Below are 13,734 nucleotides of genomic sequence, written 5' to 3'. Positions count from 1 at the left end.
AAATCAGCCATGGCTCGATCCCATCCAATTGATGCGAACAGCTCACCTTCAGCCAAGCGCGATACTGCCGCAAACGTCCATTACGTCTTTTGGCTCACCGGCCGTAGTGAATGAAGCTTGTGACTGCAGTTGGCAACAGACGACAGCACGGCCCCTGCTCGACCCCAGCGGTCTTCGCGACCATGCCCAGGATTGAGCAGCTGCCCCCTCTCCGGCATTGCCCGTCGACGTTGGCGCCTGAGCCAGCGACGACTGGTTTACGTCCTTGGCAGCCAGCAGGAGCCCCCTCAACTCGTGGCCAAGGCCTAGGAACCACTGAGAGAGCCGTCGGCCTTACGCGCGATGGCGCCGGATGCCTCGCGCCCGGATTGGCTTGTCGCTCTCCGCTCTTCACTCGGAGGCGCGCAGGCGGTCGTGCTAGATCGACTTGGGAGCTGCCATGTTGCGTCCGCTCATCAATAATCTCGCATTGGTAACCGCGTCGAACACCGGCAGCTTCGTCTGCTCGCGAACCTGCTGAGCCGCTATGGGAAATCCCGCGCATTCGAAGAGGATGGCCTCGATGTCGTCGTATCGCTTGCGCATCGCCGCGATAGCGGACAGCACATCCTTTGTTAGCTGCTCAATCGTGTAATTGTTTTCAGGCTCTGACATCACCCTCCATGTCTCTGAGTTTTCAATCCCAGTGACGGCTACGCGCTCGTTCGACCTGACGCCGGCGAGTTTAAGCAGATCAGGGGTCAGTGGCCTCGAATCGAACGTCAAGATGCCGATACGCCCTTTGATGGTCGCAATGAGATAGGGCAGGAGCAATAGGGAAGACATCGACACTGGCACCGGCAGAGCCGCGGTCATTGCCCTCTGGAATTTGAGCGTAAATCCGCAATTGCTGGTAATCGCGACTGCGCCCTCACGTACCAAATCCTTTGCCGTGCTTATGTACGCCGCCTCCAATTTGCTATCTTCACCGCCAAAGACGACATTCTTGGTCCAAGCGCCAAGAACAGGTCGGGAAATGGTTGGAAATGGGAAAGTGGCTGGATGGCCGAGCGACCCGTACATGGTCTGCGCAGTATTCTGTAACTGCAATATGCCGAGTGCACCGCCGCTCTGGGTCATGTCCGATCTTCCTCCCGTGAAAACAATGAGCTCATTGCCGTTTGGCGGAATATATGTATCGGCATCGCCGCCGATGGGTCGTCCCCATGAGATCTCGCCACATTGGGAGATCAAGAATGGCTGCCATCTTATAAAATACACGGCTCTAGAGCTGGAATTTAACTGATGTGGCGCTACACAGCAGGAATCCTGCGTCTTGGCGGCAAGGAACGACGTTTCGCGCTGCTGGCGTCTGGCCGGCGGTTAAGCGACAGAGATGACATAAGAAATTAGGTCGGAACTGTGTTCGATGACGCGATGAGCGAGCGCTTAGCCCGGATCAGGCACGCAGAAGATCGAAATGGGACTCGGCGTGTGTTTCCCGTTACAATGGGAGCAAGGTGTTTACCCCCGTCTTCCGAAAGCGAGATCGTTCGCAAAGCCCGACACAGCTGGACGCGCCCGGCGCGCCGTTGAGGAATGCGAATACTATGAAAGAGCCATACAGATCGCTTTTGGAGAGTCTATGCCCTACAGCTGATACGGCCGCCGTCTGCTCTCTGATCCGACAGACGTCGGCAGTCCATCGGAGGTCAATTGGACTAGGAGCGCCTTAGAATTTCGTTCCTTCTTGGCGTGGCCGGCGCACACGGACATCCATCGCATGTGCATTTTGGATCGATCGAGCTGACGTGTAACGGCGGTGATCGATGAGCGCGCGCGACGCGATGCTGAGTTGCGGTATTCGACTGGTGCGGCGACCAACTGGCCACAATGTGCAGCATGAACTCAAGACGACAGCACCGCGAGCAATAATCTCTCGCTGTGTGGGCTTCTGTCGCATCGAAGCGAAAAATCGGGCCTAACGGGGGCGCACCAGTCGCTCAGCGTGCAACTCGCAAATTGACACAGAAGTAGACGGAGCGACTTGGCGTCCGAAAGACCCGCATAGACCACTAGACAAGCTCGAAAAGCTTTCGTGACACATTCGTCAAGACTTCGACGCCGGACTCAGTTAGCCGCACGCACTCGCTGATCACGTAGCCGAAGTCCTCCTCGATAGCCCAGTTGCCAAGGTGCACATGGAACGTCATGTTCGGTTTCAGAACCGTCTTGTCGCCAACCTTGATGCTGGCGGTCTGCTCTTGCCAATCGATCCCAATAGGATAACCAAACCGGGACTCTTTCTTGACCCCGAACTTCTCGACCGCGCGATCGGCTGCCTCGGCGACCTCACTACAGGTGCGTCCTGCGCAGATTGTGGCAAGCGCAGCTTCCAGCCCGGCGGCCTGAGCTTCATGTACGCGGCGTAATCGGTCTGAAGGTTGGCCGATGGAGAACGTCCGACTGATCGGGGCAGTATAGCCATGGCGCACACCGGCGATTTCTAGGTTGATCTGGGAGCCCGGGCGGAAGACATCATCGCTCCACGTGATGTGGCTCGTTCCCGTTCGTGGCGAGGAGCATAAATAGGGAGTAGCGATCCAGGTCCCGGGCTTGCCGTTTGCGCCGCGCGCCAACGTCGACACAATTTCCGCGATCGCATCAGCTTCCCGCACTCCCGCACGAAAGATCTCCGCCGCGCGCGCGACACCGGCGTCGGTAATGGCGGCCGCCTCTTTCAGGACAGATATCTCGAGTTCCGATTTAACCATTCGGATCCAGTTCACGGCGCTGGTGCAATCCACGAGTGTCGCGTCGAGCAGGCGCGTGTTGAATTTCTCTACCGCAGGTGCCGACAGTACACCCCTCTCGAATCCCACAGGGCGGTTAGCCAGGCCAGCCTCGCGCAAGAAATCGATGATCGCGTCGTAGCCGTCTTTGACCGGGTTGCCGACTAGCGACTCTGGATAACCAATGACCTTGTCCTGCTCCAGGAACGTCTGATGAAGCGCGGCGGGCGCGTCCATTTCCCGCATCAAGAACGTCGGCTCCTCCTGGTCCATCGAAACAACGAGGGCCTGGGGGACATACCCCGACCGAGCCGTATAGCCCGTGAGATAGGTTTGATTTGAGCTGTTGCTGACGACGAGCGCCTCGACGTTTCGCCGCGCCATCTCCGATTTCACCGCGGCAAGCCGGCGCATGTACTCGGTGCGAGGGAAGGCCTGCGGTGCTTTGCAGATCGTCATTGTCTTAGCTCCATTGAGATGCGTTGTGTCGAGATTGGAGGGCGGCAGAAGGGCTTAGAATGCGCAATTGAAGAGTCAGCTTCGCAGGAACGCCAAAGACCAGATCACTGGGTCGGCTCGGCAGGTGACTGTATCGTCTCATGCCACCATTATTATCGCCCCCCGAATGCCCGATTTCGCTAATGTAGCGGGATTGATGGACGAAACCCTGCGCCTGCTTGGCAGAACGTGTGCCATTCGTGCGGAAATTAAGTCGAACAAGCCATTGCGGCTTCAGAAATGAAGCGTGCTCGCACGATGTATCCCTTGCCATACCAGCCGCTGCGAGCGAGGAACGGTAAGCTCTTTCCCGCAGTCGAAGCGAACGTCGGCCTGCAGTCGCGTTCTCCCAAAGCGACAACGCGAAGGTGGCTGCCCCAGTGCAAACGTCCGGTGGATTGCCGGGCGATCTCCAGCGGGGATCACGCCAGCCATAGCTGTCCGGGCTTGACCTGGAGCCACGGAGATAAAGCGCCGACCGAGGTCGGCGCCCAGCAGCTTTGGCGTGATAATGCTCGCTCCTATTCCGGCCGCAGAGTCCTCGCTCCGATCACAGAGGCCGGTGTATTGCTGGAAGAATGACGTAAACCTTCCTAACCGGCTCAGTAATATTCCACTCGCCATTCGTGTTCGGATGAAAATATATCGAGTCGCCGGCTTCGAGAGAGATTGTCGGGCCGTCGTCAGGTGTAAACGTGCAACGCCCTGATATGAAAGTGGAGAATTCCGCTTCCGCGACCTGACGGCGCCATCTTCCAGGTGAACATTCCCAAATGCCGGCGCTGGTCGCGCCGTCGAGGACTTGAAGGCGACCTTGCTGCGCATGACGGAGATCGGCTCACCGATCGGACGAGAAACCGGGCTGATACTGTCGAGTTCGTCTGTAGTCAGCTGGACAGACGCTTTGAGGACAAGCGGAGTCATGATCTGTTCCTGTTATTTTGTGCAATATCAGTTTCGCCTCGAAGGCACGTAGCCGACGGGAGCAAGGTTTGCGATCGCAAGCGTAAGGGGGTCGGGACTCCTGGCCCGATCTTCCAAACCTTCCTTACGGCGCAAGGCTTCGCGCACAACGATTGAGCCGGCATAACGAAAAGGCTCAATCGGGAATCTCTCGACATTCTCGCGCACCAGTCCGCAGTTGGACCACTGGTTCGCTTCGTCAAGAGCGAGTGACGCCAGTATCTTTCCTCCAAGAACGCTTGGCGCGACACCCTGACCGGAAAAGCCGATGCCGAACACTATGCCCGGGTGATTGTCTAAGCGGCCGAAGAACGGGAGACCGTTTACAGATCTGTCGATTGGACCGGTCCATGATGATTCGATCTCCATGTCACCGAGCGCCGGGTAAAGCTTGCGGAAGCTTTCTTCAACTTCGGCGACTCTGGGTGAGGCCCCGTCGTAGTGATCATCGACCCGGCCGGCGAATGCGAAATGCCCAAGCGATTTGCCGAAGACGACACGGCCATCCGGTGTATTCCGGTAATAATTCAGGAACATCCGGGAATCACAGATCGCGACGCCTTTTCGAAAGCCGATCTCGTTTAGCTTTTCTGGTCTGGCCGTCGTTGCGATCATGTCGCTAGACACGATGGCGACCTTACGTCGCAGATAGGTGAACTGGGCTCCCCAGGCGTTCATGGCCAGAACGACGGCCTTGCTCGTGACCGAACCTTTAGGCGTTATCACCTTGGGCGTTCTGGTCCGCTCTAGACGGATCATAGGCGAGTGCTCGTAGATCGCCACACCCAGCTTTTGGGCGTGGTCTCGCAAACCGAGCGCAAGAATGGCCGGCTGAACCGTGGCAGCGTTCGGTTCGAACACCCCAGCCAGGTTGCGGTCAGTCCCCCCCAAGCGGGCAACATCTGCACCGTCGAGGGCCTGAAAGGGCCGAACATTGTGCTTGTCCAACTCGTCGAGGAGGATATTCCAGCAGCCGATTTGCGGCGCCGAAGTCGCGGTCCATAGCCACCCATCCGCCCGAAACTCCGCGTCGATGCCATTCTCCCGGCAAAAGGCGCCGATCTCCAGCACCGCCTCCGCCGAAGCTTTGGCTATCCTGGCCGCTTCTTCAGTACCGCATAGCTTGTGCAACGAGAGATATTTGGCCCAGTAGCTCGTGACGAATCCGCCGTTGCGGCCGCTTGCGCCCGACCCGCACACATCTCTCTCAACGACGGCGACGTTGAGAGAGGGCGAGCTTTCCTTGATACGGATTGCTGTCCATAAGCCCAAATAACCACCGCCCACGATCGTCACATCGACCGTGACGTGCATCGACAATGATTGCACCCGTGGCTTTCCGAGACGATCGAACGCTTGTTTCAGCCAGAAATTATCCATTCCACGCCTGCAGCTTTCATCTTTGCGCCAATACTACTGCATGCTCTCGGGTGGTTTTCTCCGATCCAGCGACAGTCAATGCAGAAATTAACCACCTTTTTCCTGGACGACGAAGATTTCGATCACCAAGATGGCGAACGACACCGAGAATCGTACTTTGGTTAATGAACGATCGCACAACCAAATTTCGCGGCCTATTCATGTTGGCTCTGCTGGCACGGCAGCTTCTGAGCGCTTCCGGCGCGATATGCAGAGCCTTAGCAATCAACCCGGCAGCCATGTGTTTGCGCGCGTGCCGAAAGCGATGCCGTGGGTGACGAGGGCGGTCGCTATTGGAGCGGATCGCTTGGAGCTGCAATACCGTGCACGAGGCGCGTTGGATTAGTAGACAGCAATATAGATAGCAGCAAGGCGAACGGCAGCCAGGAAGCTCGGCGATGCACTTTCGAGGGTGGGCTTGCCCAAGCTTATTAGAAGCGCGCTCGTGTCGCGCGTGTCCGGCCAAAATCGGCTTCGGCGTTCGCTTTCTGCCAACCTCACGCATAATTGCAGTCTAAGACACGCCCACGTTAGCGAAAACCTGCTTAGGGAATGCGATAATAGTGCAGGAAAGACGAAGCCCTTCATTTCTGGTGGAAAATCACGCAATGACATCGCAGATCCCGCGCTCGCTCGGAGTCTTGCTTCTCGAACGAGGGCTGCCGCCCGGGGCCCCGCCCCCACCAGCGGTGCCTGGCTCAATGCGGGATTCGGCCCTGCTCAACTTTCCCATCATCTCGGAAATTGTCCCGGGAGCTTGGGTCGAGAACGTCGTCCGGGGCGATCCAGCGTTGGAATCAGCCTACATCGCAGCCGCCCGCCGCTTGGTCGACCGAGGAGCCGTTGCAATCAGTTCGGATTGTGGCTTCTCTATCCGGCATCAGGAGGCGGTGGCCGCATCGGTAAATGTGCCCGTCGCGATGTCCAGCCTGCTCCTATTGCCGGCCTTGCTTCGCCAGCTGCCGAAGTCTGCCAAGATTGCCGTCGCGACCTACGACTCGACCCATTGCAGTGAGGATCTGCTCGGAGTGAACGACGAGACTGAGCGAGCCCGAATTGTGATCGGCGGCATTGAAGGCGGCAAGTACTGGCATGACGGCCTCAAACGCCCATTGCCACCAGCCGACGTGGCTGCTGTTGAGGCGGATGTCACCGCCTGCGTTGCGCGCCTGCGCGCGGCCCATCAAGGGATCGCGGCTATACTGTTCGAATGCACAGCCTTCCCGCTGGTCGCACCGGCAATCCGACGCACGACCAACTTGCCCGTCTACGATATCACGACCCTCTGCCGGTTGACGGTAGCGTCCGTCGCCTGAGGGCGTGATTATATTCGTGGAAAGGCTTCAGGCAGATCTAGGCATAAGGTGTCGGGCCGAATTGCAGCCTCACCCTTCGTCTTCAAGGGCTGAGTCATCGCCTACGTTTCCTCGCGTTCGTAAGGGGAAGATCGTCGCTACGGCGTCCCGCACCATGCGCGCCCATCGCCTTTAGCCCACCTCAATGAAGGCCCGGTACGGCTGTCGTCCGTTAAGAGCGACCAAGTGACTGATGTGGAAGCGTAATCTGGCAGACCGGCTTTTTTGCGATTGCAGGGTGTTGATGCTTCGGGGATCGGAACCTTGCAATTTCATTTTCAGGATTCCGTCGAATCGCCAGTCATGATTCCCTCCTCGCATCGGAGGGGGCGATGCGGCCGAAGAAGCAGAAGGCGATGGGATCGGGCGATCTGTTCCGGGCCAGACTGGACCAGATCATCAATATGAAGCACGAGCTGGTTCAGCTCGCCGGCAGGGTCGATTGGGACTGGATCGACGGGGAGATCGCGCCGCTCTATAGCGAGAATGGTCGGCCGGGCATCGCGACCCGCTTCGTGATTGGGCTGCTGCTGCTCAAGCAGATTTACGGCCTGTCCGACGAGGGGGTGTGCGAGCGCTGGGTCCACGACCCGTATTTCCAGTACTTCACCGGCGAAGAGTTCTTCCAGCATTCATTGCCGCACGAGCGCTCGGATTTGAGCCACTGGCGCAAGCGGCTCGGCGACAAGCTGGAGCTGCTGCTGGCCGAGAGCCTGCGGGTGGCGCACGAAGCCGGTGCGTTACGCAGCCAGGACCTCAAGCGTGTCACGGTCGATACCACCGTGCAGCTGAAGGCGATCACCTTCCCGACCGATGCCAAGCTGCTGCACGCAGCGATCAAGGGGCTCAACCACATGGCGAGAAAGCACGGGGTCAAGCTGCGTCAGTCCTATCTGCGCGTCGCCAAGACCGCGGCAATGATGGCGGGACGCTACGCCCATGCCAAGCAATTCAGGCGGCATCAGCGGGAGTTGCGCATCCTGCGCAGCCGGCTGGGCCGGATCATCCGCGATATCGGCCGCAAGATCGAAGGTCGAGCTGTGCTCGAGAACGCCTTCGTCCTCCCGCTCAGCCGGGACTTCGCAGATCCGCTCGCAACAGCAGCGTCAGCGGGGCTGGAAGCTTTATTCCTTCCACGCCCGGGAGGTGGAGTGCATCGGCAAGGGCAAGGCTGCCGCGCCTTACGAGTTAATGGCATGGACCACGCCCGCTCTCAGCGGCAACGTGCAGCCCGGCGGGGGGCAGCAGGAGCGCAAGCCATGTCGAATACGAACCTTGTCACAATCGGCATCAATCTCGGGAAGAACACATTCCACGTCGTCGGTCTCGATGCCACAGGCGCAATTACGCTACGCAAGAAGCGGTCGAGAAATCAGCTTGACCAGTCGCTGGGCAATATTCCGCGTTGTCTGATCGGAATGGAGGCGTGTGCAGGCGCACATCCTCTGGGGCGCAGGCTCGAGAAATTAGGCCATTAAGTACGGCTCTTGCCGGCGCAGTACGTCAAACCATACCTCAAGGGTCACAAAAATGACTTTCGGGATGCTGAAGCGATCGCCGAGGCCGCTCAGCGGCCGACAATGCGGTTCGTTCCAGTGAAGTCAGCCGAACAACTTGATTTACAGGCACTACACAGAGTTCGCAGTCGATTGGTGACGCAGAGAACGGCGGTCATCAATCAAATCCGGGGCTTTTTGCTTGAGCGAGGGCTACCAGTGCGGCAGGGAGCGGCAGCACTCCGACTGGCACTTCCTCAGATTCTCTCAGCGCCAAACGACAACTTATCGCCTCGCGTGATCCAGCTCATTCAGGACTTGGCCGAGGACTGGCGCTATCTCGACCGACGGGTCGCGTCAATGACGAAAGAAATCGACGAACTCGCTGATCAAGATCCACACTGTCGCCGCCTAATGAGTGCGCCCGGCGTCGGGCCGATCATCTCAAGCGCGATGGTCGCCGCCATCGGAACCGGTGATGCCTTCCATAAAGGCCGAGACTTTGCAGCATGGCTTGGTCTGGTACCAAAGCAAATCTCGACCGGCGATCGAACCATTCTCGGGCGCATATCGAGGCGCGGTAATCGGTACCTGCGAACGCTGTTTATTCAAGGTGCCAGAGCCGTACTTCTGCAGCGTCAGAGTTGGCCTCGGCATGGCTTCGCAGCCTGGTTAGAGGCAGCGTCGAAGCGGCTCCACTCCAATGTCTTGGTTGTTGCCCTGGCCGCAAAACTTGCGCGCATGGCCTGGAGCATGCTCGCAAAGGGCCGTGACTAAGACGCCAACCTCCTGGGCCGCACCGCATAAGAAACAGGGCCGGAAAGGAAAATCCAAGGTCGGGATCAGAAGGCACAATAACCCGCCGAGGTTTGCGAGACGGAAAGGACGAATGGAGAAACGGTTCCACCGACACTCCTGAAGCCTGGTTCGACTCCATGGCCCTTCTTGAGGCCGGCGAGTTATTGAGGACAGAAGTGAGCGGATATCCATGATGGCTCGGGGCAACAGCCCCAAATTGAAGCCGGATAGATTGGCGCAAACCGCTTCATCCCTTTGTCGATTCCTCTTGCAACGCGGGCGTGGTCCATAGATCGGTGTCAAAGCCTCCATCGTCACCAACAACCGCCGTGCTCCCGGCGGCCTGTTCGTGCTGCACGCCAGGGCGCTACCCGATAACCCATATGATGGTCACACCTTGCGGGACGTCATCGACCGCACCGAGACACTCACCGGCTGCGCGATCGAGCGGGCCGACGTCGACAACGGATACCGCGGCCACGACGCACAAAATCCCCGCCGCATCTTCATCTCCGGCCAGAAGCGCGGCGTCTTTGGGGTCATCAAGCGCGAGCTGCGCCGCCGCTCCGCCATCGAACCCATCATCGGACACCTGAAGACCGATGGTCACCTCGGCCGCTGCTACCTCAAAGGCCGCGCCGGCGATGCGGCCAACGTCATCCTCTCGGCCGTCGGCCACAACTTTCGCCGCATCCTCGCCTGGCTGAGAGCTTTTCGGTGCCTGATCCTGACCACCCTCATCGCAGCCACCCGCGACCGCTCACCGCTGAAATCGAGTTCTTAACGGACGACTACGGCTGCTGGGTCAATATGTCGTTTCATAACCTATATGGACGTATTGACTATGCAGCGACGTTACCCCGATCATATTAAATCGGCGTAACACCGTCACTCCATTGAGCAGCCCGCCGATTTAACTTCTCACTAACTTGTTGATCCGTTCGATCCGAGCGCTTCGCGTTTCGTTGAGCTTTTCCCAATCAATGGTCTTTTTCAACTTGTTGCGCTCGGCTGAGTTGAACAGAAGATCATTGCTAAGATTATCCGGCAACTTGACGTCGGTGGTTACGCCATACCGAAGCGCCTCAGGTAGTCCGAGCATGCCCTGGTCCGAGAGCAACTGCTCGGCGAATGCATATGCGGCTTCCGGATATTTCATGCCCTTGATGATATTGAAATAGCTGGTCGTCGCGTAAACGCCTTTGGCCGGGACAACGGTCACGATTGGAACGCCCTTGGTACGCAACTCATGGGCCCGGCCATCCCAAAAGATTCCCGCATACACCTCTTCGCCTTGAAACATCTGGACCTCGGCTACATTCGACTGCGCTAGGGCGACGATGTTAGACTTCGCAGCCGCAAGTACTTTGAATGCCGGCTCCATGTCCGAGATCGAGCCACCATTTTCTTCGGCTATACCCAGAATATAAAGGCTGCTGGCGATTGTGTCTGCTGTCGGAATGACGGCACGACCGGCCAGATCAGGCCGTGCGATGTCTGAGTACGATGTAAGTGGCTGCTTAATGTATTTTGAATTGTAGACCGGAACCACGGAGGCGACGCTATACGGCACACCGTAATCGCCGAATTCGCGGAATCCAGGAAGGATCCGTTTGACATTTGCGACGTCGGTCGCCTTGATTTCTTCGATGATGTTGGCCTTAAGGAGTTCGATCATATACGAGCTATCGGCCTGGAATAGATCGTAGGGCGGATTGTTCTTGTTCGCGATCAGTTTGACCAGATCCGAAGCTGTCATGCCGGCGTTGAATTGAACCTTTAGGCCGTACTTCTCTTCCAACGGTGCGACTACATTCTTGTTGAGGGCGTCATCGTAGAGACCGCCGTATCCGTTCACACGCAGTGTAATACCTGCGAATTTCCTGGATTGAGCGTGCACGTAGGGTGAGGCCAAAGTGGCTGCCGCCGCCGTCGCGGCTTTCAAGAAAGTCCGCCTGTTCATTCCCGTCTCCTTTAGTTTGGTCCCCGAGTGAAAATGACGATTGCGTGCTGAGATGGGAATAGTAATGAGACTTTCCATTGATCGCAGAGGGCATACGATGACAGCAGTTGCCTCACTGCCATCTTATGGTTTAAGGCTTCACGAACAGCTTTCGTTCGAAGCTCGTCAAGGTCTCGCAGCCGTTCTTGGTCACTAGAACGGTTTCGCTGAGCCCGTAATTCGGGTCGCCTTTGTTAGTGCCGTCTCCAGTCCACATTCCGCACAGGAGGTGGAAGCACATGCCTTCCCGGAGTTCATCGTCCTTTCCTGGCTCTAAACTCGCCGTATATTCGCGCCAAGTCGGCGTATAATTCAGACCAACAGTGTACCCAATTCGAGAGTTCTTCTTAAATCCGCTCGGCGACAAAACGGCTTGCCACGCAGCCCAAACGTCGTGACACGTCACTCCTGGCTTCATTGCCGCCATCGCAGCCGCATGTCCTTCCTGCACGGTGTTTGCCAGTCGGACCAAGCGGTCGCTCGGTTTGCCGAGACTAACGGTCCGGGCGAGCGTGGCATTGTACCTGAGGTAACACCCTGACAATTCCAACACTGTAATGCTGCCGTCTGGAATGACGTCTGTTGTCCATGGTGCATGGCTTATACCCGCATGCGCTCCGGTCTGAATGAACGGAATCATACACGGGTAACTAGCACCAAAGTCGGCGTCCCCTTCGATCTGCGCTTGGACAATCCGCGCGGCATAATCGTTTTCGCGAATTCCTGGCCGAAGGGAATCGATGGCGACCCCCATGACCTTGTCGACAACCTTGCCCGCCCGGCGCATAATCTCGATTTCGCTCGGAGTCTTGACCGTTCTCAGCCAATTGATCAGAACACCGACGTCTACCCACTCGGCCTCGGGCACACCCTTCTGAAGAGTGAAGAATCCACGCAGACTAAAAAAGAACGTATCACCCTCATACCCGATGCGCCCGGTGTTCCAGCCGCGACGGTTGATCTCGCCCGCGACCGCCTCCATCGCGTGATTCGGACTATTGTCGGCATAGGACTCTGCATAACCGACAATATTGTCAGCTGAAAGCCAACTCGTGTTGTGCGCAGCTGCAACATCGAGACTGCGTCCGATCCAGACGGGCTCGAGGTCACTGCTCGGCACGAGCAGAGCTTGGGTATTTTGGTAACTCCAGGCGTCGTAGCCTGAGAGGTAGTTGAGATTCGCTGGATTGACCACCACCAGCAGAGAGAGACCCTTGTCATTCATCTGCCGGCGCAAGCGGGTCAGTCGTTGTTCATACTCCAACTTGGGAAACGCGGATGCCATCTTTATCTATCCCCCTCCGATTGTTCGGATCGAACCTTCTTTGTGAAAAGACGCGCGACGCGGCTGCGAAGCTCTCTATGAATCGGATCAGAACGACGGCTGCTCGCGTGCGAGGACTTTTGACCACTCCGATCGCAAACCGCGCCCGCGCGCTCGAACCGCCCCTTTTGTGGGCCGGCGTGAAGTGCATCCTTGCGTGTCGCCACCGCCATCATGACCTTCTGTCGGGATCAAAGCGAGACAGGAGCAGAGCAGGCTCGATGCTACCATAAGTACCTCGAGGGCATGAGCCGCTGACGTGCAAGAGAGAAGCGACACGCCCAAGGGATGCCGATCCGCACCTCGCTCGCGCGCAATGCCAACTGGATTGTAAGCATCTACCAGCGCCAGCCCGCCACGGACTATGCGCAACCAAGGAATCGAATGCGTGTCGATGCGAAACTGCGCCGGCCTCGAATTTTGACAGCGTGCCGGAGGCAGCCTCCGGCTCGACATTTGAGCAAGGATGTTGCGCCATCATCATGGTGAGGAGCATAGCTGAGATTGCTGCCGCATTCTCCGCTTTTGACACCGAGAGCGCCGAAAATGCGCGCCAGTTTGAAATAATCTGAAGATTTTACGCCGAGATGATCTCGCCTTTGTTCTCATCAATCTTGGAGAAGCCCAGAAGGGCACCGGGCGAGTCATTTAAGGTACGCCCCCCCGAAGCTCAGCGATAGATTCCGATCTAAGGCAGAGATCGATTTTGGGCTCTCGGCCAGGGTGTCGATTTTTTTGGTTCGACGACGATCGGCGCACGCCCATTTGAACATCCACGATCGGCGGAGAGCACTCTGCAGCCTAGCGCACCGAAATCGGCAGCCGCAGCTCTTCGAGCGAACATCGCCGCTCACTATTATCGATCACTTTCGGCGTCGCAATTGCGCCTCGTCTCACCCCCATCGTTACGAACAGGTGCAGAGGCTCACCCAGCAAGGCGATCACTCGGTCTTCCACCGGGAAGAGGCGGGCAATCGCGCGTGGCGAGCCAACGACTGCTAAGAAACCGTTTGTGTGGCGAGCGCATCTGGAAGCCATCCTCACGCCGAAGAACATCCCTGACTGCTCCACAATGCAGCTTTCCTGCGAACATATCGTTCGGATGGGT

General features: G+C 57.7%; 8 protein-coding genes and 3 pseudogenes. 5 read left to right on the top strand and 6 right to left on the bottom strand.

The window, feature by feature from the left end; genetic code table 11:
* Nucleotides 1-417: 417 nt before the first annotated feature.
* From QA642_RS39215 to QA642_RS39205, 3 genes are all read right to left on the bottom strand, one after another.
* Nucleotides 418-1,119: an aspartate/glutamate racemase family protein gene (locus tag QA642_RS39215; protein WP_283081657.1), complete on the bottom strand. Its 702-nt coding sequence runs from the start codon at nucleotides 1,117-1,119 to the stop codon at nucleotides 418-420.
* Nucleotides 1,120-2,054: 935 nt separating this feature from the next.
* On the bottom strand, nucleotides 2,055-3,230 hold the full coding sequence (locus tag QA642_RS39210) for a Xaa-Pro peptidase family protein (RefSeq protein ID WP_283081656.1): 1,176 nt from the start codon (nucleotides 3,228-3,230) through the stop codon (nucleotides 2,055-2,057).
* A gap of 990 nt (nucleotides 3,231-4,220) precedes the next feature.
* Nucleotides 4,221-5,612, bottom strand: coding sequence for an FAD-dependent oxidoreductase (locus QA642_RS39205; protein WP_283081655.1), 1,392 nt, complete (start codon nucleotides 5,610-5,612; stop codon nucleotides 4,221-4,223).
* 130 nt (nucleotides 5,613-5,742) lie between these two features.
* On the opposite strand from QA642_RS39205, the gene QA642_RS39200 reads away from it, so the two are divergent.
* The 5 genes and pseudogenes from QA642_RS39200 to QA642_RS39180 all read left to right on the top strand — a co-directional run.
* Nucleotides 5,743-5,997: a hypothetical protein gene (locus QA642_RS39200; RefSeq protein WP_283081654.1), complete on the top strand. Its 255-nt coding sequence runs from the start codon at nucleotides 5,743-5,745 to the stop codon at nucleotides 5,995-5,997.
* 262 nt (nucleotides 5,998-6,259) lie between these two features.
* Nucleotides 6,260-6,967 carry a hypothetical protein gene (locus QA642_RS39195; RefSeq protein ID WP_283081653.1) on the top strand — a complete coding sequence of 236 codons (708 nt, stop codon included), beginning with the start codon at nucleotides 6,260-6,262 and terminating at the stop codon, nucleotides 6,965-6,967.
* 371 nt (nucleotides 6,968-7,338) lie between these two features.
* A pseudogene (locus QA642_RS39190) lies at nucleotides 7,339-8,194 on the top strand (IS5 family transposase); the annotation flags it as partial.
* A 71-nt stretch (nucleotides 8,195-8,265) separates the two neighbouring features.
* Nucleotides 8,266-9,279: pseudogene (locus QA642_RS39185) on the top strand (IS110 family transposase).
* Nucleotides 9,280-9,595: 316 nt separating this feature from the next.
* Nucleotides 9,596-10,009: pseudogene (locus QA642_RS39180) on the top strand (IS5/IS1182 family transposase); the annotation flags it as partial.
* Between the two features lie 204 nt (nucleotides 10,010-10,213).
* Here the strand turns inward: QA642_RS39180 and QA642_RS39175 are convergent.
* The 3 genes from QA642_RS39175 to QA642_RS39165 form a co-directional block, all read right to left on the bottom strand.
* Nucleotides 10,214-11,263 carry an extracellular solute-binding protein gene (locus QA642_RS39175; protein ID WP_283081652.1) on the bottom strand — a complete coding sequence of 350 codons (1,050 nt, stop codon included), beginning with the start codon at nucleotides 11,261-11,263 and terminating at the stop codon, nucleotides 10,214-10,216.
* Nucleotides 11,264-11,393: 130 nt separating this feature from the next.
* Nucleotides 11,394-12,587, bottom strand: a complete 1,194-nt coding sequence (locus QA642_RS39170; protein ID WP_283081651.1) for a Xaa-Pro peptidase family protein — start codon at nucleotides 12,585-12,587, stop codon at nucleotides 11,394-11,396.
* Nucleotides 12,588-13,427: 840 nt separating this feature from the next.
* Entirely contained in the window at nucleotides 13,428-13,571 is a 144-nt protein-coding gene (locus QA642_RS39165) for a hypothetical protein (protein ID WP_283081650.1), read from the bottom strand.
* Nucleotides 13,572-13,734: the final 163 nt, after the last annotated feature.

The organism is Bradyrhizobium sp. CB2312, from assembly GCF_029714425.1.
GTDB lineage: Bacteria > Pseudomonadota > Alphaproteobacteria > Rhizobiales > Xanthobacteraceae > Bradyrhizobium.
This window is presented reverse-complemented; position numbering and strand designations above follow the sequence as displayed.